Below are 21339 nucleotides of genomic sequence, written 5' to 3' on the forward strand. Positions count from 1 at the left end.
CAGGACGCCCGCACGGTACGCTGCTCGCTCACCGAGGGAATCGAGCGGCGCATGGATGCGATGAAGCCCCTCCGGGAGGCGCTGCTCTGCTTGGTACTCCAGAACCAGGCTACCGAGGACCTTCCCACAATCGCTGCTGAAGCCTTGGCGGCGGGTATCGGCAGCCCATCGCTCGTGGACCTCGCATATGTGCGCTCTGGTGATTCAGACGAAGCGCGCGACCTGTTTCTGGATGCCATGGACGAGCTGGGTGTCTCTCGGCCCCAAGACCCGACCGATGCGTTCCAACTGGCGCGTTTCATCGCGACGGAGATCCTGGCCGGCACCGTCTCACCGGAGTCCGGCGCCTGGCAGATCGGATGGCGGGCATGGGACCCGCACCCGGACCATCCCGCTGAACTGGCCATCTTCATGGGACTCGCCAGCGCGTCCGAGGACTACCCCGACGAGCGGGACTACTACGAGCAGGCGATCATTCGCGAGGCGCGCAGGCTCGTGGATGCCGCGCCCCAGTAGCTGACACCTCGTCAGCTGGGGGTGAGGGTCTGGGCGCCGAGGACGGCGAGCCGGTCGAGTACCCGCATCAGACCGGGGCCGATGTGCCGGGGGCGCGATGCCGGCGGCCATGGGCTACTGGCCGTTGGGCTTGACCTCGGTGGCGACGAAGTCGCCGATCGCCCCGAAGACCGCGGCGGGCTGCTCGATGTGCGGGAAGTGCCCGGCCTCCGAGATCGGCCGGAAGGTGGCGCGGGGAAAGGAGTCGGCCAGCGCGCGCTCGTACTCCAGCGGGGCGATGCCGTCCTGCTCGCCGGCGATCACCAGCACCGGGACGTTGACCCGGTGCAGGCGCCCGCGCAGCTTCGGATCGCAGCAGAAGGGGTCGCCCGCGTACACGGCCAGGGTGCGCTGGTTGGCCGCCATCGCGGCCAGCTGCGCCGGGCCGAGGGTGGCCGGGTTCGGGCGGAACTGCGGGTTGTGGAAAGCCAGTTCGCCGGTCTTGACCGGGCCGAGCTCGGCGGGGTTGGCGAACTGCAGCGGGGGCTCGGGGGAGATGCCGGTGGAGGCGAGCAGGGTCAGGCAGGAGATCCGGGAGGCGTTGTCGCGCAGCGCCATCTCGGCGGCGATCCAGCCGCCGACCGAGTTGCCGGCCACCATGACGCCGCTCAGGTCGAGCGCGTCGAGCAGGTCGAGGTAGGCGCCGGCCAGGTCGGCGACGGTGTCGGTGGATTCCGGCCGGGGCGTGCCGTCGAAGCCGGGGTGGGTCGGCACGACCACGTAGGCGTGCTGCGACATGCCGGCGGCGAACCCCGCCATCGAGCGCGGCCCGGCGCCGCCGTGCAGCATGAGCACGCCGGTGCCGTCGGTGTTCTCGCCGAACTCCTGGATCGTGACGGCGAGGCCGCTCGGAAGGTCGATGGTGTGGGTGGTGCTGGTGGGAGCAGAGCTGGTCATGGTGATGGGTTCCCTCGGGTGTCCGTATGCGGGAGTTCGGGCATGCGGGTATTCGGGTGTCCGGTGTGGAGGATGCTCAGGCGAAGTCGGTGGCCGGTTCGGTGGCGTAGCGGCTCATCGCCTCGATCGTCACCTCGGGGGTGAGCGGCCGGCCGTTGGCGATCATGTCGCGCAGATCGCGGAAGTAGTTGACGTACAGGTCCGGGGTGAAGGTGTTGAGCAGGACCGTGGTGCCGTCGGTCGGGTTGGCGAAGGTGTGCGGGGCGCCGGGCGGGATCATGACCAGCGTTCCGGCGGGCGCGTCGTACTCGCTCTTGCCGACGGTGAACCGGGCCGCGCCGGACACCACGTAGAAGCCCTCGTCGTGCCGGGCGTGGCGGTGCTGCGGCGGCCCGGCGGTGTGCGGGGCGAGCGTGATCTCCCCGACGCCCAGGCGGTGCCCGGTCGTGCTGCCGTCCTCCAGGATCCGCATCAGGGTCGGGCCGAGCTGGATCGACTCACCACCGTCCGGGCCGACCACTGAGACTTCTGCCATCTGAACCTCCAGCGAAGAGGGGCCGCCCCCCTTATGGGGGTTGGCTCTCATGAAGGTAGGCGATCCGTTCGCTTCATGCAAGTTAGCTCTCATGACGAGAGTTGACTTGCCCTTCCCCGTGGGGGGCGGATGGGGTGCCAGACCGGGGATGGGTGCGCGGTTACCAGGTAGTGGCCGGGAGCGTGGAACTCTCGCAGTCACCCCATGCGCAGCCGTCGGCGGAGCGCCGAGGCGGTGCTGGCATGATCGGCGTTGCGGGCGAGCTGCCCGCCGAGGCGATCGAGGACCGTAGGGGTTGACGTCAGTGGGCGACCAGGCCACGAGCAGCAGTCTGTCCGAGCCCGCGGCGGGGCCCTCGGCTCCGGCCGTCTCCTGGGAGGACGAGTGCCGGTTCGAGGCGCTGGTCGCCGATCCGTCCGTGGCGGCGACGATCGCCACCTGTGCGATGCGGGCCGGTGCGCCGCGGGAAAGCGCGGAGGAGTTCCTCGGGTCCTGGGCCGGCGCCCTGATCGTCGGCGGCGCCATGCTGCGGGGCGCGGAGCGGGGGCGCGAGCGGGCGCTGCGGTGGGGGTTGCAGACCGGGAAGTCGCGGACCGAGGAGTTCGCGCTGCCGATCGGGCGGGTCACGGTGGCGGTGCTGTGCTCGCTGGCGCGCAAGCGGCTGCTCCTCCAGGGGGTGGAACAGCGCCCGGACGGTTGCACGCTGACCGCTCGAATCCCGTCCGACGCACGGACCTTCGGCGGCGTACTGCGGGTGTCGGTGGACCGGACGGCGACCGGCACCGTGGTGCACGCGGCGGCGGAGATCCCGGGGCAGCTGTTCGACTGGGGCGTCAGCAAGAAGACCGTCGCCACGCTCCTGACGGACATTCCGGTGCTGCTCGCCTGACCCGTCGTCGAGTCCGCGGCCGCCGGCTCAGGCGGCGTACGGGTTCAGCGGGCCGTCGACGTCCAGCAGGAGGAGTGGCCGCGAGGATGCTCTCACCGCGGTTACGGTAGGCCCTCGACCCGAGCCTCCGCATACGGATATCTCGGGCGATGGAGGGGGAGCGGTATGGCGGCGACGGCGCGGGTCGAGGTGGCGACGGCTGCGCGGCGGCGGTGGCTGATGCTGGCGCTCGGGATTGCCGCGCAGACAGCGGCCTGTCTCTTCGTCTACGGCGTCCCGTACCTGGTTCCGGTCCTGCGCGGTGGGGCGGAGCACCTGTCGCTGGCCCGGGCCGGGGTGGTGGTGGCCTGTCCGACGGTCGGGTTGTTGTTCTCCCTGGTCGCCTGGGGTGCGCTCGCGGATCGGTACGGGGAGCGGGTGGTGCTGGGCAGCGGGCTCGGGCTGGGCGCGGTGCTGGTGCTGGGGGCCGCCGCGGTGCACGGTGCGGTGCTGCTCGGGGCGGTCTTCGTGGTGGCGGGCGCCGCGTGCGCTTCGGTCTTCTCGGCCAGCGGGCGGTTGGTGATGGGCTGGTTCGCGGTCGGGGAGCGCGGGTTGGCGATGGGCCTGCGGCAGACCTCGACCCCGCTCGGGCTCGGGCTGGCGGCGGCGACCTGGCCACCGTTGGCGGCAGCGGCGGGGACCTCAGGGGCGCTGCTCTTCACGGCGGGGTTGATGGGCCTGGTGGCGGTGTTGCTCGCCCTGCTCCTGGTGGACCCGCCGCGCACGGAGCGGCCGGGCCGCCGGGAGCCGGCGGCCCGGTCCGGGTCGCCGTACCGGACACCGACGCTCTGGCGGATCCACGGAGCCGGGGCGCTGTTGGTCTGGCCGCAGTTCACGGCGGGCGCGTTCGGGCTGGTGCTGCTGATCGACGTGCGGCACTGGCAGTCCACCGCGGCCGGTCAACTGATGGCGGTGGGACAGCTGTTGGGGGCGGGTGCACGGGTGGCGGCCGGTCGCTGGTCGGACCGGGTGCGCAGCCGGCTCCGGCCGATGCGGCAACTGGCGGCGGCCACCGCGGTGTTGATGGGGGTGACGGCGCTCTGCGTCTGCCGGCCGTCGGTGCTCACGGATCTGGCCCTGGTGCTGGCCTGCGGTCTCACCGCGAGCACCAACGGACTCTCCTTCACCGCCACCGCCGAACTGGCCGGGCCCGCCTGGGCGGGGCGGGCGCTGGGCGTGCACAACACGGGCCAGAACCTGACCGCCTCGCTGACTCCGCCGCTGGCCGGGGCCCTGATCGGGGCGACCGGCTACCCGTGGGCCTTCGCCCTGGCGGCGGTGCTGGCCGCGCTGGCAGTAGTGGTGACGCCCGGGAGCGCTTAAGGGCCTGGGAAGTGCGGGCTCAGCAGTGCGGGCTCAGCAGTCCGGGCTCAGTAGTCCAGGCTCGGGTACCAGTCGCCGCGTCCCTGCGGGGTGAGGTCGAGCAGGTTCCAGACCGGGGAGAGCAGGTCGATGCCGCGCTGGTCGATGTCCTCCGCCATCCTGGGCCGGGCCGAGTACCGGTGGCGGATGGTGCCGTCCGCGTCCCGGGTGAAGACCGAGACGGTGGACTCCTGGTTGCCCTGCTCGTCCTCGCTGCCGAAGTCGTACTTGAAGGTGTTGGCCCCGCAGCTGAGCAGCCGCAGCCGCTCCCAGCCGCGGCGCCGGGCGTGGGCGCGCAGCGGCTCCGGGTCGGCGGCGGCGACCACCGCGAGGTCGGCGTTGCGCTGCAGGTGGTGGGCGATGCCGTTGAAGCCGTCGAGCCAGAGCGTGCACATCGGGCAGGGGTTCCGCTGCCGCTTGCCGTACATGAACTGGTAGACCACCAAGGCGCGTTCGGGACCACTGAAGAGTTCGCCGAGCTGCACGGGGCGGACCGGGAGGTCGCCCTGGTCGAGGTAGGCGGGGCCCTCCAGGAAGGTGTAGTCGGTCACTGCGGGCCCGGGCGGCAGCGCTCGGCGCTGCGCTGCGACCCGCTCCTGATGGTGCATCAACTCGACCTCGGCGAGCCGCAGTTCCTCACGAGCGGCCTGGTACTGCGGCGACTCGCCGGGCAGGCGGGTCCGGTACGCGTGGAACGGCGGCATGAGCTGGTCCTGACGGTGCGTCGGCAGATGGTCGTCGGAGCCAGCGTCGACCGACCTCACCCCGCCCGGCAACCGCTGGCCGCCGGGCGGGTGAGGTGCTGTCAGCCAGCGGGTTCCAGCAGCTGGGCCAGGCCGTCGAGGGTGCGGGCCAGTACGAACTCGAAGAGCAGGTCGAGGTCGAAGTCGAAGTCGCCGTCGACCAGCTCGGCGATCACCCGGGCGAAGGAGGGGTACTGTCCGCCCGACAGGAGCGCGGTCAGCGCGCCCTCCTGGGTGGCCATCCACTCCTCCTCGGTCATCGTGGTGCGGCGCCGGTCGGCGGCCTCCAGGTCCAGGTTGACCGCGATCCCGCGGACCAGGGCGAACATCATGATGTGGATGTTGAGCCGGGTGCCGGCGTCCAGGCCCAGCCCTTCCAGCGAGCTGAGTACCCACTCGCCGTGGCGGATCGCGCCGGGCAGCGGGACCGGGCGGGTCAGCGAGATGGACTGGGCGAGCCAGGGGTGGCGGCGGTAGACCGACCACTGGACGCGGGCGATCGCCGCCAGCCGGGGGCGCCAGCCGGTCAGCTCGGCGGGGGGCAGTGCGACGCTGCCGAGCACCCGGTCGGCCATCAGGTCGACCAGCTCCTCCTTGCTCGCCACATGCCGGTAGAGCGCCATCGGCGCGACGCCGAGCTCGGTGGCGACCCGGCGCATGGAGACGGGGGGCAGGCCCTCGGCGTCCGCGACGGAGACGGCGGCCTGGACGATCCGGTCGCGGGAGAGGCCGGGCTCGCTCTCCCGGGGCTCCCGGCGCCGGACCTCGCGCGGCGCGCCGGGCGCCGGCGCGCCTGCCGTCGGCGTGGTGGTGGTCGGCGTGGCGGCAGGCGGCGTGGTGGTGGTCGGCGTCGCGGCAGGCGGGGAGCCGGGTGCGAGCGCGGCCACCCGGTCCGCCTCGGGCGCCACCACCGTCCCCGCCCCGGGCTGCGAGCGGACCAGCCCTTCCTGGCGCAGCGTGGTCAGCACCTTGGTCGCGGTGGCCATCGCGACCCCCCACTCCTGGGTGATCCGGCGGGTCGACGGCACCCGGTCCCCGGGGCGCAGTGCCCCACTGGCGATCCGTCCCCTCAGCTCGGCGGCGATCCGCAGATAGGGCGGGGTGTTGGGCGGCAGCTCGACGGTCATGGGGAGAACTGTACTAGTGCGCCTAAAGGTCTGCCACCCAGGCCCGTCAAGAACTGCCTTGCCAGAGCCAGTGCACTATGCGTACCCTGTACACATCGAAGGGCGTACGACGTACGCTCCAGCTGCTCGTACCTGCCTGGGGGAACTCCGATGGCCAATCGTCGCGCCTGGCTCGCGCTCTCCGTTCTGATGCTTCCGCTGCTCCTGGTCTCGATGGACGTCTCGGTGCTCTACTTCGCCGTCCCGTTCATCAGTCAGGACCTGCACCCCAGCAGCACCCAGCAGCTGTGGATCTTCGACATCTACGGCTTCGTGCTGGCCGGCCTGCTGCTCACCATGGGCGCCCTCGGCGACCGGATCGGCCGCCGCCGACTGCTGCTCTCCGGCGCGCTGGCCTTCGGCGCCGCCTCCACCCTGGCCGCCTACGCCGGCAGCGCGGGCACCCTGATCGCGGCCCGCGCCGTGCTCGGCATCGCCGGTGCCACCCTGATGCCCAGCACCCTGGGCATGGTCCGCAACCTCTTCCCGGACGCCAGGCAGCGCGGCCGGGCCATCGCCGTCTGGACGGCCGTGACCAGCGGCGGCATCGCGGTCGGCCCGGTGCTCAGCGGCATCCTGCTGGAGCACTTCTGGTGGGGCTCGGTCTTCCTGATCAACCTGCCCGCGATGGCGCTGCTGCTGGTGCTCGGCCCGGTGCTGCTGCCCGAGACCCCGCGGCTACGGGGCGGTCGCTTCGACCTGCCGAGCGCGGTGCTCTCGCTGGCCGCGATCCTGCCGCTGATCTACGGCATCAAGGAGCTGGCCCGGAACGGCTTCCAGTCGCTGCCGGCCGGCGCGATCCTGCTCGGCCTGCTGGCCGGCGCGGTCTTCGTGCGGCGCCAGCGGACCCACCCCGGCGCGCTGATCGACCTCGCCCTGCTGCGCAGCCGCGGCTTCTCCAGCTCGGTCGCGATGAACGTGCTGGGCATGTTCGGCGTGGTCGGGATGGCCATCTTCGTCACCCAGTACCTGCAGCTGGTCCTCGGCATGAGCACCCTCGAGGCGGCGCTGTGGAGCGTGCTGCCCAGCGTCGCGGTCGGCGCGGTGGCGCCGGCGGCGGCCGCGCTGGGCGCCAGGATCGGCAAGGCGAAGGTGATCGCCGGCGGGTTCCTGCTGATGGCGCTCGGCTTCGGGACGCTGGCCCTGGCGGACGCGCACTCGGCGCTCTGGGTGGTGCTGGTCGCGGCCGGTGTCTACGCCTCCGGCGCGGTCGCTCTGATGTCGCAGGTCAGCGAGGTGGTGATGGCGGCCGCGCCGGCCGAGCGGGCCTCCACCGCCTCCGCTCTGCTGGAGTCCGGCACCGAACTGGGCGGGGCGCTCGGGATGGCGATCCTGGGCAGCATCGGCACCGCGGTCTACCGCGCCGACGTCCAGGCCGCCTTGCCGGCCGATCTGCCGGCCGACGCGCTGGCGCAGGTCCGCGACTCGCTCGGCGGCACCGAGGTCGCGCTGGCCCAACTGCCCGCCGAGACCGGCAAGCTGGTGCTGGGTGCGGCCCGGGACGCGTTCGCCGGCGGCATGCAGGCGGCGGCGATCGCGGCGGCCGTGCTGATGGTGGCGGGCGCGGTGCTGGCCCTGGCCCTGCTGCGCCACCTGCCGGTCGGCACCCCGCAGTCGCCCGCCGGGCAGGACAGCGGACAGCGTGCGGACGTGCTGGTCTGACGCGGGCCTACGGCTGGTCTGACCGGGCCTACGGCTGGTCTGACCGGGCCTACGGCTGAGGGGGTGTCGCGGTGGCGGCACCCCCTCAGCCGTCCGGCCGGGGTTCAGCGGTGGCCCGGGAACTCCACCACCTGCTGGTAGGTCGGGCGGTTCTGCCAGGTGGTCTTGGCGTCGGTCACCCCGCCCAGCGGCCGCTGGATGATGGTGTCCGCGCACCACTGGTCACCGGCCGAGCAGTCCCCGTCGCCGGGGTAGACCTGGGCCGGGGTCTGGGTGGCCGCCTGCTGCAGGGTGCTCAGCAGCACGCTCCGACAGGCCGTCAGGCTGCCGCCTCCGCAGAACGGTTGGGCCAGCGGACCGGCCACCGGCCGACCCAGGGCGGTGCGCAGGTCCTTGTCCAGGTAGCTCCACCAGCCGTACTGGAAGGAGGAACCCTTGTGCGGGATCGACTCGTTGGCGCTCACCCCGCCGTTGGCCGGGCCGCTCTGGCCGCCGGACGGGGACTCGTTGATCTGCAGTGCCCCGGTGAGTGCGCCGAACAGGCCGTCGCCGAGGCCGGGTTGGAAGACGCCCTGGGCCAGCAGCGGCCACCAGGCGTCCATGGTGCGGATCGCGTCCGCGTCGGCGTAGCCGTGGCTGCCGGCCGAGGTCTCGGTCCGCTTCGCCCCGTCGCTCCGCCAGGTCTGCAGCTTCTGTACCACTGCGGCGAGTTGCGGATCGGTGACCGGAGAGGTGGCGATCACCTGGAGCAGCTCGGGCAGCACGTCCTCACCGCGCAGGTCGGTGACGGCCGCGCTCTCCATCGCGTGGGCGAGCGAGGCGCGGGTGACCCCGCCCTTGGCGACCAGTGCCTTGACCCGGTCGTCGAGCAGGTTGCCGCGGTGCACCGAGCCGTTGCCGAAGCCCGAGGCGCCGAAGTTGACGGCCTGCTTGTTGTTCCAGGAGATGTAGTAGTCCTGGTCCACCGACTGCGGGTGCTGGGCCGGCGGGGTGTACTGGGCGGTGTTGGTGGCGGGGGAGAAGCCCTGCCACTCGTAGGCCGGATCGGCCAGCACCGGCAGCCCGGCGTCGACGCCGGGAGCCCTGACCGGGTTGTTGCCGGAGTTGTAGTAGGCGGTGTGCTGGGAGTCCGCGTAGAACCAGTTGAAGGTGTAGTTGATGTTCTGCGCGGCCTGCTGGAAGCCCGCCGGATCGTGCACCGCGCCGGGGTCGTTGAGCATCTGGAAGCCGATGATCGAGTCGGCCTCGTGGCGGTAGGTGGAGCGCAGCGAGGTGAAGGCGACCGGTTTGCCGGCGACCGTGCCGCGGGCCGTCACCAGGCCGTAGTTCGAGCGGTACATGACCAGCGTGTAGGAGCCGGCCGCGGTGGAGTCGGCGGTGGTCGGGGACCAGGCGTCCTGCCGGGAGAGCTTGTCGAAGGGGGTGCAGACGCCGTGGTAGAGGTAGGAGTCGGCCGCGGTGGTGACCGGTGAGCCGTCCGTGCTGCAGAGCGGCACGGCGTAGGTGTCGGTGATGTCCTGGCCGGCCGAGGTGGCGCTCCAGGCGTAGTCCTGGCCGCGGCCCAGCTGCACGTAGAAGCTCAGGCCGGCGAAGGCCGCGCCACGGGCGCTGATCCCCGGGCCCTGCAGTTCCTCCAGCATCAGCAGCTGCGGCGCGAAGTAGCCGGTCTGCGGGCCGAAGACCGCCACCGGGTGTCCGCTGGCGGTGTACTTGCCGGAGACCAGCAGCGCGTTGGACATGCCGTGCTTGGCGGTCAGCAGGTTGCCGGGCAGCACGCCGGGGGCCTTGGTGGTGGCGCTGTTGGCGGAGCCGGTCGCGTCGTAGATCAGCCGCTCGGGCACCACCGAGCCCCGGTCCGGCATCGCGACGCCCTGCGGGTCGTCGGGCGGCAGCGCGTACGGGAAGGACTGGCCGTCGTGCAGGGTGCTGACCGACTCCGGGTCGTCGGCCTCGCGCAGCGAGCGCCACAGCTGGTCGCCCAGCGCCGTCCCGTACCGTGCCTCGGCGGCCTGCTTGACCTGGGCCGAGGCCAACTCGCCGCCGCCGCCCGCGCCGAACAGCGCGCCGACCACCGAGGCGAGTGCGACCAGGTCGGTGAGTTTGAAGGGGTCGATCGAGCCGGCGTTGGTGATCGCGTCGATGTGCCCGGTCAGGTCGTACTCGCCGGGGAAGTAACGGCCGTTGTAGGACTGGGAGATGTACTGGTTGATGCCGTCCAGGTAGGCCTGTGCGTCGGCCAGCGCCTGGCGGGCCCGGTCGCCCTGGTTCGCGATGGCGTCGATCTGGCTCTGCAGTTCGGCCTCGGTGTACGGTGCGGCCTGCCAGAAGCTCTGCTCCAGTTGCCGGTTGGCCGCCGCGCCGCCGGCGAAGCCGGACAGCTGGCCGCGGCCGACGTGCCGGAACAGGTCCATCACCCAGAGCCGGTCCTGGCCGGCCGCGTAGCCGGCGCCGAACTCGGTGCCGTACCGGGTGCGGCCGGTGATGTGCGGCACGCCGGTGGCCTTGTCGCGCACGATGGTGACGTCCGGGCGGGGGCTGCTGGTGCTGGCCACCTGGGCGGCCGGCACGCCGAACGAGGCGTCGTTGAAGAAGCCGGCCAGCTGGGCGTTGGTCAGGTTCGGGTAGGCGGAGGCGAGCGCGGTGTACGGGCCGAGCTGGTCGTCGGTGTGCGCGGGACGGGTGCCGAACAGCCGGTTGCCGATGATGTCGGCGAGGGTGGCGTTGCCGTTCTCACCGGGGGGCAGGATGTCGTTGCACTGGGCGGCGCAGTAGTCGGGGGCCGCTGCGGCGGGGGTGCTGGTCGCGGTCGCGGCGCCGGGGGCGGCGGCCAGCAGGGCGGCCGCCAGGGTGGCGGCGAGGGCGAGCCGCAGGCGTGGGGGCAGGTTGAGGCGCAAGCGTGGGGGCAAGGCCAGGCTCCTCACTCCGAGGGGTGGGTGGGAAACCTGACGGTAAGTCGGTTACTGGTCGGTTGGCTAGCCGTTGTGCGCGGGTTTGTCATGATTCTTTGTCATGTCTTGATCGATTATGAGGGCGCCGCGGGGCAGCTGAGATAAGAAAGAGGTAAAGCGCTGGCAACCGTTCGCCTGTGCGACAGATCCCTTTGGCCCAGCGCACGTCCAGCCCGGCAACAACGATGGCATGCGTGTCGCCATCATCACCGAGTCCTTTCCGCCGGAAGTCAACGGCGTCGCCCACAGCGTGCTCCGCACCGCCGAGCACCTGGTCCGTCGTGGCCACCAGCCCCTGGTGATCACCCCCGCGCCGGCTCGCGGTTCGAGCTGCCCGGCGCACTCCTTCGGCCCGGACGCCACCGAACTGCCCGTCGTCCGAATCCCCTCCGTCCCGCTGCCCGGATATCCGCAGGTCCGGGTCGCCCTGCCCAGCTCCCGGCTGGGCGCGGCACTCGCCGCGCACCGGCCCGACGTCGTCCACCTCGCCAGCCCCTTCATCCTCGGTGCCCGGGGAATGGCCGAGGCCAGACGCCTCGACCTGCCCGCAGTCGCCGTCTACCAGACCGACCTGGCCGGCTACGCCCAGGCCTACCGGGTCGGCGGCGGCCTCGGCGCCGCCACCGCCTGGCACCGGATCCGCAGCATCCACCGGGCCGCGGCCCGCACCCTGGCCCCCTCCACCCCCGCCGCCCAGGACCTCACCGCGCACGGCGTCCCCCGGGTCCACCTGTGGCCGCGCGGCGTCGACTCACTGCGCTTCCACCCCCGCCACCGCGACCAGGCGCTGCACCGCGCGCTGGCCCCCGGCGGCGAGGTGCTGGTCGGCTACGTCGGCCGACTGGCCCCCGAGAAGCGGGTCGACCTGCTGGCCGGGGTCGCCGCACTGCCCGGAGTGCGGCTGGTGGTGATCGGGGACGGGCCGAGCTCGGGCGCACTGCGCGAGCTGCTGCCCGGGGCGGTCTTCCTGGGCCGCCGCACCGGTGAGGAACTCGCCCGCTGCTACGCCACCCTGGACCTGTTCGTGCACACCGGTCCGCTGGAGACCTTCTGCCAGACCATCCAGGAAGCGATGGCCAGTGGCGTCCCCGTGGTCGGGCCGGCCGCCGGCGGGCCGCTGGACCTGGTGGGCCACCGCAGGACCGGCCTGCTGGTCGCCCCGCGGGACGCCCGCGCGGTGGCCGAGGCGGTCGCCGAGCTGGCCGCCGACCCCGCCCGCCGGACGGCGTACGGACGGGCCGGACGGGCCGACGTGCGGGCGCGCACCTGGGACGCGGTGGGCGACCTGCTGCTGCGGCACTACGCCGAGGTGGTGGCCGAGCACCGCGGCGAGCAGTTCGACCCGCAGGTGCTCGCCGCGCAGGTGCTCCCCGCGCCGGTACTGCCCGCCCCGGTACTGCCCGTGCCGGCCCAGTCCGCACCGATCGTGGCGCCGGTCGAGGAGCAGCCGGTATGAGCGGGTCACTGCGGATCGTCCGACTGGCGAACTTCGTCACCCCCGTCTCCGGCGGTCTGCGCACCGCGCTGCGCCACCTTGGCGCGGGCTACCTGGCCGCCGGGCACCAGCCGGTGCTGGTCATCCCCGGGCCCGAGTACCGGGACGAACTCACCGACCAGGGCCGGGTGGTGACCCTGCCGGGCCCGGTGCTGCCGGCCAGCGGCGGCTACCGGCTGCTCGCCGACCGGCGGGCGGTGGCCCGCACCCTGGAGGAGCTGGCCCCCGACCGCCTCGAGGTCTCCGACCGCACCACCCTGCGCTGGACCGGACGGTGGGCGCGCAGTCACGGGGTGCCCGCCGCGATGGTCTCGCACGAGAACGCCACCGGGCTGCTGCGCACCCGCGGCCTGCCCGAGCCGCTCGCCCGCACCCTCGCCGACCGGCTCAACTCCCGTACCGCGCAGGCCTACGACACCGTCATCTGCACCACCGCCTGGGCGGCCGCCGAGTTCCGCCGGCTCGGCGTCCAGCACCTGGTGCAGGCGCCGCTCGGCGTGGACCTGGAGCAACTCCACCCGTCCAGAAGGGACTTGGCGGTCCGGGCCAAGTACGCCGAGGACCGGCAGCCACTGCTGGTGCTCTGCTCCCGACTCTCGCCCGAGAAGCGGCCCGGGCGGGCCCTGGAGGCGCTGGCGGAGCTGCGCCGCTCGGGCAGCGACGCGGTGCTGGTGGTGGCCGGCGCCGGCCCGCTGCGCGAGCGCCTCGAAGCACGGGCCCGGCGCGACCGGCTGCCGGTCCGGTTCCTCGGCCACGTCGCCGAACGAGCCGATCTCAGCGGCCTGTTGGCGGCCGCCGACGTGGTGCTCGCGCCCGGGCCGATCGAGACCTTCGGGCTGGCGGCGCTGGAGGCGCTGGCCTGCGGGACTCCGGTGGCGGCGAGCCGCTCCTCCGCGTTGCCGAGCATCATCGGCTCGGCGGGGGTGGCGGCCGACGACTCCGGGCACGGCTTCGCCGAGGCCGTCGGCGAGCTGCTGGAGCGCCCGGAGCGGCAGCGTCGGGAGGCAGCCCGGGAGCGGGCCGAGCGGTACAGCTGGGAGGCCGCGGTGGCGGCCTTCCTGGCGGTGCACGAGGGTGCCGGGAGGTCTGCGTCGCCGGCCGAGGAGCCGCTCGGGAGCAGCAGATGACCGCGCCGACCCGACCCGAGGCCGTCCTGGCGCCCGGCCCACGGCTGCGCACGCTGCGCTTCGTCGCGCTGGGGGACTCGCTCACCGAGGGGGTCGGGTCGCCCGCCGAGGGCGGCTGGCGGGGCTGGAGCGCACTGCTCGCGCCCTCGCTGGCCGCCGCCCCGGTGCGGGTGGAGCACCACAACCTGGCGCTGAGCGGCGCCCAGGCAGCCGATCTGACGGACCGTCAACTCCCGGCGGCGCTGGCGCTGGACCCGCACCTCGCGGCCGTGGTGGTCGGCGGCAACGACACCCTGCGCGCGGGCTTCGACATCGCCCGCACCGCCGCCGCCCTCGACACCACCCTGGGTGAACTGCGGGCCGCCGGCGCCGTACTGCTCACCGCCTGCCTGCCGGATCCGGGCGCCCTGCTGGGCCTGCCCGGCCCGCTGGCCCGTCCGCTGGCTCGCCGGATGGCGGCGGTCAACGCCGTGGTCCACGAGCTGTCCGACCGGCACCAGGCGGTGCACCTGCACCTGGCCCGGCTCCCGTGGCTGAGCGACCGCGCGCTGCTCAGCGCCGATCGCCTGCACCCCAGCCCCGTCGGGCACCTGCTGATCGCCCGGCACTACCACGCCCTGCTCGCCGCGGCCGGCCACCGGCTCGGCCCGGAGCCCACCGACCTGCTGGCGCCCCCGCCCCCGTCCCGGGCCGCCGACCTGTGGTGGCTCGCCACCCGCGGCACCGCCTGGCTGGCCCGCCGCAGCGTCGACCTGATCCCCGGCCTGCTCGCGCTGGCCGCCGTCGAGACCACCAACGCGCTGTGCGGCCGCACCGCCGCGCTGGACGCCGAAGCCCTGGCGGCGGCCAGGGCGGCGGTGTCGCGCCTGGGCTAGAGGTCCCGGCGGTGCACCGGGAGGACGGTGAGCGCGACCGCGACCAGGGCCCAGGCGGCCAGGACCGTCCAGGCGCCGGTCCCGGTGGTCGGGTACTGCTCGTGGAACCAGGGCGGCGGGTTGCCCTCCAACAGGCGCCGCCAGGCGTTGAACGGCAGTGCGTGGGAGATGACGGCCTGCCAGTAGTGGTTGACCGGGATGCTGAGCGGTGCCACGACCAGCAGCACGATGACCGAGACCACACTGGTCGCGCTGGTCCGGATCAACGTGCCGACGGCCATCCCCGCCAGCCCGCAGACCGGTGCGACCAGCGCGGAGGCCACCACCAGCCGCAGTGCGCCCGGGTAGCCGATCGACAGCCCGACGTGCCGACCGGAGAGCACCGCCTGGGTCAGCCAGAACGAGCACCCGGAGACCAGCACGCCGTAGGCCGTCATCACCGCCGTCACCACCAGCACCTTGGCCGCCATCACCGACCGGCGGGCCGGCACCGCGGCGAAGGTGGTCCGGATCAGTCCGCTCGCGTACTCGGTGACCACGGCCATCGCGCCGAGGGCGCCGACGGCGAGGATCATGATCATCATGGAGTTCCGGTTGAACGCGTCGTGCATCGCCCACATCGGGAAGAAGTACTGGGTCCTGACCTCGAGGCTGTAGCCGGGCCAGTTGGTGTAGTCGGCGTAGGCGCCGTTCACGTTGAACCCGATCACCGCCAGCGCGCTCAGCCCGTAGCCCCAGCGGGTGGAGCGCAGCGACCAGAGTTTGGTCCACTCGGCGGCCAGCAGGTCCCGGAAGCGGGCCAGCGGCTCGGCTGGGGTGGTCATCGGGCTTCTCCTGCCAGGTAGTCGACGCGGTCGGCGGTGAGTTCCATGAAGGCCTCCTCCAGCGAGGCCGAGCGGGTGGCGAGCTCGTGCAGCAGGATCCGCCGCCGGAAGGCGAGTTCGCCGATCCGGACGGCGGACAGGCCGGTGACGGTGAGGAGTTGGGAATCCTCGGCCTGCAGCTCGACCTGGACCCCGGCGCCCTCACTCTCAAGTGCCGCCCGCAGCTCGGCGCTCTGCGGGGTGCGCACCAGGACGCTCAACCGGGTACCCCGGGCCGCGAACTCGGCCAGGCTCTGGGCCGCGATCAGCTGGCCGCGGCCGATCACCACGAGGTCGTCGGCGGTGTTCTCCATCTCGGTCATCAGGTGGCTGGAGACGAAGACCGTACGCCCCTCGGCGGCCAGCCGCCGGAAGAGTCCGCGCACCCAGAGCACGCCCTCGGGGTCCAGGCCGTTGAGCGGCTCGTCGAAGAGCAGCACCGGCGGGTCGCCGAGCAGGGCGCCCGCGATGCCGAGCCGCTGGCGCATGCCGAGCGAGTAGCCGCCGATGCGTCGGCGCGCAACGTCGGCCAGGCCGACTTCCTGCAGCACCTCGGCCACCCGCCGCTGCGGGATGCGGTTGCTGCGGGCCAGCGCGGACAGGTGGGCCTGGGCGCTGCGCCCGCCGTGCACGTCGGCGGCGTCCAGCAGGCCGCCGATGTGGCGCAGGCCGCGCGGGCGGTCGCGGAAGGTCACGCCGTCCACGGTGACGCTGCCGCTGGTCGGGTCGTTGAGGCCGAGGACCATGCGCAGGGTGGTGCTCTTGCCGGCGCCGTTCGGGCCGAGGAAGCCGGTGACCCGGCCGGGGTGGACGGTGAAGCTCAGGCTGTTGACGGCCGTGGTCTTCCCGTAACGCTTCGTCAGTTCGTTGACTTCGATCACGGGGACAACGCTGCCGGTGCCGCACCCCGCCCGGCATCGGGCCGGCAGCCACATTCCCCGACGCCCCGTCAGCCCGGGGGAGTAAGCCCCCGGGCCAATGCTCCGCCGCAGGTCGGACGGCTACCATCGGCGCATGTCAGCCATGCCGAGACCGCCGTTGATCAAGCGCATCCCGCCGGGCGTCTGGCTGCTGCTCGCCTGGTACGCGGGCCAGGTCGGCACCCAGTTCTCACGGGGCTGGGCGAGCGGCCTGACCTGGTGGGCCGTCGATCCCGGCCAGAACTGGGCGACCGTGCTGAACATCCTGCTCACGGCGGCGGCCGCCACGCTGCTGCGCCGCCACCCGCTGCCGGCCTTCCTGCTGACGTTCGCCGGCGCGGTCCACCTCTCGTACGACATGCACACCCAGGTGATCGAATTCGGGTACGCCGCCGGGGCGATCGTCGCGCTGCACTATGTCGCGGTCGGCCACCGGCGGCGGACCTCGCTGGCCGTCGTCGGTCTGGTCGCCGTCGCCATGGCGTACTACAACCTGTCCACCACGCCGGTTCTCTTCCCCGGGCCGGGCCTGCACGTCGACAACACCCGGGTCTGGGTGCTGGTGCTGCTCTTCCTGGTCGCCTGGTTGAGCGGCAACTCGGTGCGCCAGGGCCGGGCCCACGCCGAGGCGCTGCGCAGCCAGGCCACGGCCCAGGCGGTCACCGCCGAACGCCTGAGGATCGCCCGCGAGTTGCACGACATGGTCGCGCACAGCATCGGCATCATCGCGATCCAGGCGGGGATGGGCAGCCGGGTGATCGAGACCCAGCCGCAGGAGGCCCGCAAGGCGCTCAGCGCGATCGAGGCCACCAGCCGCGAGACCCTCTCCGGGCTGCGCCGGATGCTCGGCGCGCTGCGCCAGGCCGAGCCGGGCCGGCCGCAGCAGGCCGCCCCGCTGGACCCGGCGCCCGGCCTGGCCGACCTCGAGGAGCTGGCCGCGCGGACCACCGCCGCCGGCGTCCGGGTGGAGGTGCGTCGGCGCGGTGAGCTGGGCCCACTGCCGGCCGAGATCGACCTCTCCGCCTACCGGATCGTCCAGGAGGCGATCACCAACGTGGTTCGGCACGCCGGGACGACGTTCTGCTGGGTGGAGGTCGACCAGCGGGAGGAGGAGTTGGCCGTGGAGATCACGGACGACGGGCGCGGCGCCGAGCCCGGTGCGCGCGGTGGCGGGTACGGGCTGGTCGGGATGCGGGAGCGGGTGGCGCTGCTGCACGGCTCGCTGCAGGCCGGGCCGCGCCCCGAGGGCGGCTTCCGGGTGGCCGCGCGGCTGCCCCTGCCGCCGGACCGGACGATGGCTCGGACGGTGTCTCGGACGACGTCTCAGACGATGGGGGTGGAGTAGTGCTTCGGGTGGTTCTCGCCGATGACCAGCCGCTGGTGCGCGCCGGGCTGCGGGTGCTGATCGCCGACACGCCGGACCTGCAGGTGGTCGGCGAGGCGGGGAACGGCGCCGAGGCCGTCCAACTGGCGCGCGAGCTGCGGCCCGACGTGGTGGTGATGGACATCCGGATGCCCGGCATGGACGGCATCGAGGCCACCCGCCAGGTGACGGCGGGTGAGGGCCTGAGCAAGGTGGTGGTGCTCACCACCTTTGACGACGACGACTACGTCTACGGCGCGCTGCGGGCCGGCGCGAGTGGGTTCCTGGTCAAGGACATGGCGCTGGAGGAGATCCTCGGCGCGATCCGGGTGGTCGCGGGCGGCGACGCGCTGATCGCGCCGAGCGTGACCCGCCGGCTGATCGCGGAGTTCGCCGGGCGCCCGGAGCCGGCGGCCGGGCGGGCCAACGGGTCGACCCGCTCGGTGGAGGGGATCACCGAGCGGGAGCGGGAGGTGCTGACCCTGGTGGGACGCGGGCTGTCGAACAGTGAGATCGCCGCCGAGCTGTTCATCAGTGTGGCTACCGCGAAGGCCCATGTGGCGCGGCTGTTCAGCAAGTTGGAGGCGCGGGACCGGGTGCAGCTGGTGATCACCGCGTACGAGCTGGGGCTGGTGGCGCCACCGAGATGAGCAAGCGCTCAGTCAGCTGGCAAGGGCTGAGCAAGCGCTCAGTCACCCCAGGGTCTGGGTGGCCAGCTGCACCTGGTGCTCCAGGCCGGCCTTGACCTGGGCCATCTTCTCGGCGTTGGCCGCGATGGTCGCCTGCTGGTACGCGAAGTCCACCGCGTACCAGGTGCCCACCACGTTGTTCTCGTGCCGACAGGCCGCATCCGCCGTCGCCACCTGCAGCTCGTGCTGGTCGGGCAGCGGGCCCTTGAACCACTGCTGGTCGCCGGCGGCCTTCACCGGGTCCGGGTAGTCGTAGCCGCTGCGCGCCATGCACTGGGACCAGGTGGCGAAGACCGCCTTGGTCCGCTGGTCCTGCTGGGAGGCGTCCAGGGTGGCGAACTTGACGTCGTTGGCGAACTGCGCGTCGCCGACCAGGCCGGTGACGGACCCGGTGAACTGCTGGTTCACCTCACCCACGCAGCCGTGCTCGGGCACCTTCTGACTGTTGATCAGCTGCCCGCCGGGCCCGAACCGCTGGTTGGGATCGGAGGTGCCGCGCAGCGCCGCGACCTCCTGGGCCGGCAGCAGTGCGTCGGCCGCACCGGGCTTCTCCCTGCTCGCCGGCGTCCCGCCCTCCGCGTGGTAGCCCCACTTCGCGGACAGCGCGGCGTTCTGCCGCCCGTAGCGTCCGTCCGTCCGGCTGTCGGGCGCGCCGCTGTCCCGCGGCATCGGGATCGAGGTCGGTGGGCTGAAGGTGAAGCCGAACCGCGCCATGCAGCCGGTGATCAGCCGCTGTTGCGCCTTCTGCACCTTGTCCAACTGCGCCGGGGTCATCAAGTAGCCGTCCAGCGGCAGCGGTTGGTCGTTGGCCGAGTCGAGCGTCGGGATCGTGGCGACGGTCGGGGCGGTGCTGGGCAGGACGGGCGGGGTCGCCGGGGCCGCACTCGGCTTCGAGGCGCCACCGGGGTTGGAGTCCGCGACGGCGGCCGTGCAGCCCGCCAGCAGGAACGGCAGGGCCAGGAGGGCAGCGGTGCGACGAGAGTGACTGGACATCAGACGTTCTCTCTTCCGGATCGGCGAGTCCTCGCCGGGGCGGGCGGGTAGGCTGGAGGGCACTGGAGTGCAGCGGGCTCCGGCCAGTGCGAATGGCCGGAGCCCGCTGTCATGTCAGTGCCGTGCGAATGTCGGTGCTCTGCGGGCTGGGGTCCGGGGTTACCGGAAGGCGCCCGAGGCGTTGTTGTTCTTCATCGTGGCGCTCAGGTCCACCGTGGCCATCGACGGGATGGTCTGGCAGGCGAAGCTGCAGCTGTAGTTGCTGTTGTAGTACACGACGAAGTTGCCGCTGTACCAGCTGTCCACCGCCGCCGCGTTGTTCTTCACCGAGACGCCCGCACCCGCGCTGCCGTTGTTGCCGGCCGAGAAGGTGAAGTTGTAGGGGCTGGAGTAGTTCGCGATGTCCACGTACTGCTGGAAGACCGCGCCGTAGCCGTGCGAGGAGGAGTTGTAGTACAGGCAGACGGTGCCGGAGGAGCAGTCGTAGTTGATGGCGGAGGCCGAGGTGGCAGTGGCCAGGCCGGCGGTGAGCAGGGCACCGGCCACGGCCGCGGTGACGGCGAGCTTCTTGACGAGCATTCTGCTGTTCCCTTTCTTCCCGGAGCCGGAACTTCCGGCCTCCGTCACCCCGTTGGAGTTTCCGGGGGCTTGTTCGGTTGCTGTGTGTCCATGGTGTTGCCGGGCCTTATTGCCGTGATCTCCGTGTCGTATCACCGCGTTATCCAAGGGCGGAGCGACAGTCGGGCGCGGCCGCCCAGCATGATGGGTGCATGCGTCTGCACCCGATCAGCTGGACCCGGCTCACCACCGCCCTCGCGGACCGCGTCGAGGCGCTGACCCCGGCCGACGGCAGCGTCTGGCCGCGCGTCGCCGTGGACGGCGCGCCGGCCGCGCAGCCCGAACGGTTGGCGCAGGCACTCGCGGAGGAGCTGCGGCTGCGCGGGCGCTCGGTGCAGCGGGTGCGGGCACAGGGGTTCCTGCGGCCTGCCTCGCTGCGGCTGGAGTACGGGCACCAGGACGCCGATGCGTACTTCGACCTGTGGCTGGACGACAACGCGCTCTTCCGCGAGGTCTTCACACCGCTCGACCCCGGCGGCAGCGGCCGGATCCTGCCCGACCTGCGCGACCCCGTCACGGACCGGTCCACCCGCAGCCCGTATCTCGAACTCCCGCCCGGTACCGTGCTGTTGCTGGACGGGGCGCTGCTGCTCGGGCGGTGGTTCCCGCTCGACCTGACGGTTCATCTGAGGATGTCCGCACCTGCCCTGGCCCGCCGCACCCCCGGCGCCGACCAGTGGACCCTGCCCGCCTTCGCCCGCTACGAGTCGCAGGTCCAGCCCGCCGAGGCCGCGGACATCCTGGTCCGCGCCGACGACCCGAACCACCCGGCCTGGAACCAGCCCTGAGCACCGGAACTCCTCAGCCGAGCAGGCGGACCAGTTCCGCATGCTGCCCCCGCGGCGCGGCCAGGAAGCCGGCCGAGGCGTGCGGCAGCCACGGCGCACCCGAGTGGTCGGTCACCAGCGCGCCCGCTTCGCTCGCGATCAGCGCGCCCGGCAGGAGGTTGGGGCCGTCGAGGCCGAACTCCCAGAAGGCGTCCAGGTGGCCGGAGCCGACCTGGGCCACCTGGAGGGCGGTCGGCCCGAGGTTGCGGACGGCGAGGACGCCGCCGCTCAGCACGGCGGTCAGCGAGGAGCCCGCGCGGCGCAGCGCCGCCGGGTCGCGACCCACGGTCGGGGGCTGGCTGGTGGCGACCACGGCGGCGGCCAGCTCCCGGGTGGACGGGCTGACCAAGCGCTCGTTCAACCACGCGCCCTCGCCCCGCGCCGCCGTGTAGGTGAAGCCCAGCAACGGCGCGTGCACCACCGCGAGCACCGCCTCCCCGTCCCGCAGCAGGGTCGCCGTCACCGCCCAGTGCGGCTGGCCGAGCAGGTACTGCACGGCGCCGTCGGTGGCGTCGCAGAGCCACCACTCGCCGTCCACCGGCACGGCGGAGTCCAGTTCCTCCGCCACCCAGCCGGCCTGCGGGCGCAGCGCCGTCAGCCGTTCGCGCAGCAGCGCGGCGGCGGGGCCGTCGATCGCGGCGAAGGCGGCCAGCGCCTCGTCCCGGGTGCGGGCGGCCACCGGCTCGGCGCGGTGCCGCTCGACCAGCCAGGCGCCGACCTCGCGCACCGCCGCGGTTGTCTCGGTGAGGATGGAGTTCGTCATGGACAACGAG

General features: G+C 73.0%; 20 protein-coding genes. 10 read left to right on the top strand and 10 right to left on the bottom strand.

Annotated elements, in window-relative coordinates:
* Positions 1-51 precede the first annotated feature (51 nt).
* Entirely contained in the window at positions 52-516 is a 465-nt protein-coding gene (locus BR98_RS36735; protein WP_157537981.1) for a hypothetical protein, read from the top strand.
* Between the two features lie 114 nt (positions 517-630).
* Here the strand turns inward: BR98_RS36735 and BR98_RS29825 are convergent, their stop codons facing one another.
* Complete coding sequence (locus tag BR98_RS29825; protein WP_051970409.1) at positions 631-1452, bottom strand: alpha/beta fold hydrolase; 822 nt, start codon at positions 1450-1452, stop codon at positions 631-633.
* Positions 1453-1528: 76 nt separating this feature from the next.
* A complete protein-coding gene (locus BR98_RS29830) occupies positions 1529-1987 on the bottom strand; it encodes a cupin domain-containing protein (RefSeq protein WP_035849554.1) in 459 nt (152 codons plus the stop codon).
* Positions 1988-2282: 295 nt separating this feature from the next.
* Between BR98_RS29830 and BR98_RS29835 the strand changes: the two genes are divergently transcribed.
* A complete protein-coding gene (locus BR98_RS29835) occupies positions 2283-2876 on the top strand; it encodes a hypothetical protein (RefSeq protein WP_157537982.1) in 594 nt (197 codons plus the stop codon).
* Positions 2877-3041: 165 nt separating this feature from the next.
* Positions 3042-4238: an MFS transporter gene (locus BR98_RS29840; protein ID WP_035849558.1), complete on the top strand. Its 1197-nt coding sequence runs from the start codon at positions 3042-3044 to the stop codon at positions 4236-4238.
* Between the two features lie 47 nt (positions 4239-4285).
* On the opposite strand, the gene BR98_RS29845 is transcribed toward BR98_RS29840, so the two are convergent.
* Both BR98_RS29845 and BR98_RS29850 read right to left on the bottom strand, forming a co-directional pair.
* Positions 4286-4981 carry a DUF899 family protein gene (locus BR98_RS29845; RefSeq protein ID WP_035849560.1) on the bottom strand — a complete coding sequence of 232 codons (696 nt, stop codon included), beginning with the start codon at positions 4979-4981 and terminating at the stop codon, positions 4286-4288.
* A 101-nt stretch (positions 4982-5082) separates the two neighbouring features.
* On the bottom strand, positions 5083-6147 hold the full coding sequence (locus tag BR98_RS29850; protein ID WP_035849562.1) for a GntR family transcriptional regulator: 1065 nt from the start codon (positions 6145-6147) through the stop codon (positions 5083-5085).
* A 150-nt stretch (positions 6148-6297) separates the two neighbouring features.
* On the opposite strand from BR98_RS29850, the gene BR98_RS29855 reads away from it, so the two are divergent.
* Positions 6298-7848 (top strand): MFS transporter, encoded by a 1551-nt coding sequence (locus tag BR98_RS29855; protein WP_035849568.1) that lies wholly within the window; start codon positions 6298-6300, stop codon positions 7846-7848.
* Positions 7849-7952: 104 nt separating this feature from the next.
* Here BR98_RS29855 and BR98_RS29860 read toward each other — a convergent pair whose 3' ends face one another.
* A complete protein-coding gene (locus BR98_RS29860) occupies positions 7953-10754 on the bottom strand; it encodes a penicillin acylase family protein (protein ID WP_407639511.1) in 2802 nt (933 codons plus the stop codon).
* Positions 10755-10986: 232 nt separating this feature from the next.
* Here BR98_RS29860 and BR98_RS29865 point away from each other — a divergent pair, with 232 nt between their 5' ends.
* Genes BR98_RS29865 through BR98_RS29875 form a run of 3 tightly spaced genes read left to right on the top strand, consistent with a single transcriptional unit; the run spans position 10987 to position 14293 of the window.
* The gene (locus BR98_RS29865; protein WP_083977138.1) at positions 10987-12252 is read left to right on the top strand and encodes a glycosyltransferase family 4 protein; all 1266 of its coding nucleotides are present in this window, start codon (positions 10987-10989) and stop codon (positions 12250-12252) included.
* Positions 12249-13418 carry a glycosyltransferase gene (locus BR98_RS29870; RefSeq protein ID WP_035849573.1) on the top strand — a complete coding sequence of 390 codons (1170 nt, stop codon included), beginning with the start codon at positions 12249-12251 and terminating at the stop codon, positions 13416-13418. Before BR98_RS29865 ends, BR98_RS29870 begins: the two co-directional genes overlap by 4 nt.
* Positions 13415-14293, top strand: coding sequence for an SGNH/GDSL hydrolase family protein (locus BR98_RS29875; protein WP_083977140.1), 879 nt, complete (start codon positions 13415-13417; stop codon positions 14291-14293). Before BR98_RS29870 ends, BR98_RS29875 begins: the two co-directional genes overlap by 4 nt.
* Here BR98_RS29875 and BR98_RS29880 read toward each other — a convergent pair.
* Complete coding sequence (locus tag BR98_RS29880) at positions 14290-15117, bottom strand: ABC transporter permease (protein WP_035849576.1); 828 nt, start codon at positions 15115-15117, stop codon at positions 14290-14292. The genes BR98_RS29875 and BR98_RS29880 overlap by 4 nt on opposite strands.
* Entirely contained in the window at positions 15114-16037 is a 924-nt protein-coding gene (locus BR98_RS29885; protein WP_035849577.1) for an ABC transporter ATP-binding protein, read from the bottom strand. Before BR98_RS29885 ends, BR98_RS29880 begins: the two co-directional genes overlap by 4 nt.
* A 133-nt stretch (positions 16038-16170) precedes the next feature.
* Here BR98_RS29885 and BR98_RS29890 point away from each other — a divergent pair, with 133 nt between their 5' ends.
* Both BR98_RS29890 and BR98_RS29895 read left to right on the top strand, forming a co-directional pair.
* Positions 16171-17421 (top strand): sensor histidine kinase, encoded by a 1251-nt coding sequence (locus BR98_RS29890; protein ID WP_035854351.1) that lies wholly within the window; start codon positions 16171-16173, stop codon positions 17419-17421.
* Positions 17421-18089, top strand: coding sequence for a response regulator (locus tag BR98_RS29895; protein WP_035849579.1), 669 nt, complete (start codon positions 17421-17423; stop codon positions 18087-18089). Before BR98_RS29890 ends, BR98_RS29895 begins: the two co-directional genes overlap by 1 nt.
* 42 nt (positions 18090-18131) lie before the next feature.
* Here the strand turns inward: BR98_RS29895 and BR98_RS29900 are convergent, their stop codons facing one another.
* Positions 18132-19121, bottom strand: a complete 990-nt coding sequence (locus tag BR98_RS29900) for a hypothetical protein (RefSeq protein WP_035849582.1) — start codon at positions 19119-19121, stop codon at positions 18132-18134.
* Positions 19122-19280: 159 nt separating this feature from the next.
* Positions 19281-19700 carry a hypothetical protein gene (locus tag BR98_RS29905; protein ID WP_035849584.1) on the bottom strand — a complete coding sequence of 140 codons (420 nt, stop codon included), beginning with the start codon at positions 19698-19700 and terminating at the stop codon, positions 19281-19283.
* Positions 19701-19891: 191 nt separating this feature from the next.
* On the opposite strand from BR98_RS29905, the gene BR98_RS29910 reads away from it, so the two are divergent.
* A complete protein-coding gene (locus BR98_RS29910; protein ID WP_035849588.1) occupies positions 19892-20527 on the top strand; it encodes a nucleoside/nucleotide kinase family protein in 636 nt (211 codons plus the stop codon).
* A 13-nt stretch (positions 20528-20540) separates the two neighbouring features.
* On the opposite strand, the gene BR98_RS29915 is transcribed toward BR98_RS29910, so the two are convergent.
* Positions 20541-21329, bottom strand: a complete 789-nt coding sequence (locus BR98_RS29915; protein WP_051970413.1) for an inositol monophosphatase family protein — start codon at positions 21327-21329, stop codon at positions 20541-20543.
* Between the last annotated feature and the right edge of the window lie 10 nt (positions 21330-21339).

This window comes from Kitasatospora azatica KCTC 9699, from assembly GCF_000744785.1.
In the GTDB taxonomy this organism is placed as follows: Bacteria; Actinomycetota; Actinomycetes; order Streptomycetales; family Streptomycetaceae; genus Kitasatospora; species Kitasatospora azatica.

What these genes read in the sequence shown, in the direction of transcription:
- BR98_RS29915 (WP_051970413.1), bottom strand. Translation starts at nt 21,329, where the DNA reads ATGACGAACTCCATCCTCACCGAGACAACCGCGGCGGTGCGCGAGGTC.
- BR98_RS29910 (WP_035849588.1), top strand. Translation starts at nt 19,892, where the DNA reads ATGCGTCTGCACCCGATCAGCTGGACCCGGCTCACCACCGCCCTCGCG.
- BR98_RS29825 (WP_051970409.1), bottom strand. Translation starts at nt 1,452, where the DNA reads ATGACCAGCTCTGCTCCCACCAGCACCACCCACACCATCGACCTTCCG.
- BR98_RS29840 (WP_035849558.1), top strand. Translation starts at nt 3,042, where the DNA reads ATGGCGGCGACGGCGCGGGTCGAGGTGGCGACGGCTGCGCGGCGGCGG.
- BR98_RS29875 (WP_083977140.1), top strand. Translation starts at nt 13,415, where the DNA reads ATGACCGCGCCGACCCGACCCGAGGCCGTCCTGGCGCCCGGCCCACGG.
- BR98_RS29890 (WP_035854351.1), top strand. Translation starts at nt 16,171, where the DNA reads ATGTCAGCCATGCCGAGACCGCCGTTGATCAAGCGCATCCCGCCGGGC.
- BR98_RS29855 (WP_035849568.1), top strand. Translation starts at nt 6,298, where the DNA reads ATGGCCAATCGTCGCGCCTGGCTCGCGCTCTCCGTTCTGATGCTTCCG.
- BR98_RS29830 (WP_035849554.1), bottom strand. Translation starts at nt 1,987, where the DNA reads ATGGCAGAAGTCTCAGTGGTCGGCCCGGACGGTGGTGAGTCGATCCAG.
- BR98_RS29870 (WP_035849573.1), top strand. Translation starts at nt 12,249, where the DNA reads ATGAGCGGGTCACTGCGGATCGTCCGACTGGCGAACTTCGTCACCCCC.
- BR98_RS29845 (WP_035849560.1), bottom strand. Translation starts at nt 4,981, where the DNA reads ATGCCGCCGTTCCACGCGTACCGGACCCGCCTGCCCGGCGAGTCGCCG.
- BR98_RS29850 (WP_035849562.1), bottom strand. Translation starts at nt 6,147, where the DNA reads ATGACCGTCGAGCTGCCGCCCAACACCCCGCCCTATCTGCGGATCGCC.
- BR98_RS29880 (WP_035849576.1), bottom strand. Translation starts at nt 15,117, where the DNA reads ATGACCACCCCAGCCGAGCCGCTGGCCCGCTTCCGGGACCTGCTGGCC.
- BR98_RS29900 (WP_035849582.1), bottom strand. Translation starts at nt 19,121, where the DNA reads ATGTCCAGTCACTCTCGTCGCACCGCTGCCCTCCTGGCCCTGCCGTTC.
- BR98_RS29865 (WP_083977138.1), top strand. Translation starts at nt 10,987, where the DNA reads ATGCGTGTCGCCATCATCACCGAGTCCTTTCCGCCGGAAGTCAACGGC.
- BR98_RS29905 (WP_035849584.1), bottom strand. Translation starts at nt 19,700, where the DNA reads ATGCTCGTCAAGAAGCTCGCCGTCACCGCGGCCGTGGCCGGTGCCCTG.
- BR98_RS36735 (WP_157537981.1), top strand. Translation starts at nt 52, where the DNA reads ATGGATGCGATGAAGCCCCTCCGGGAGGCGCTGCTCTGCTTGGTACTC.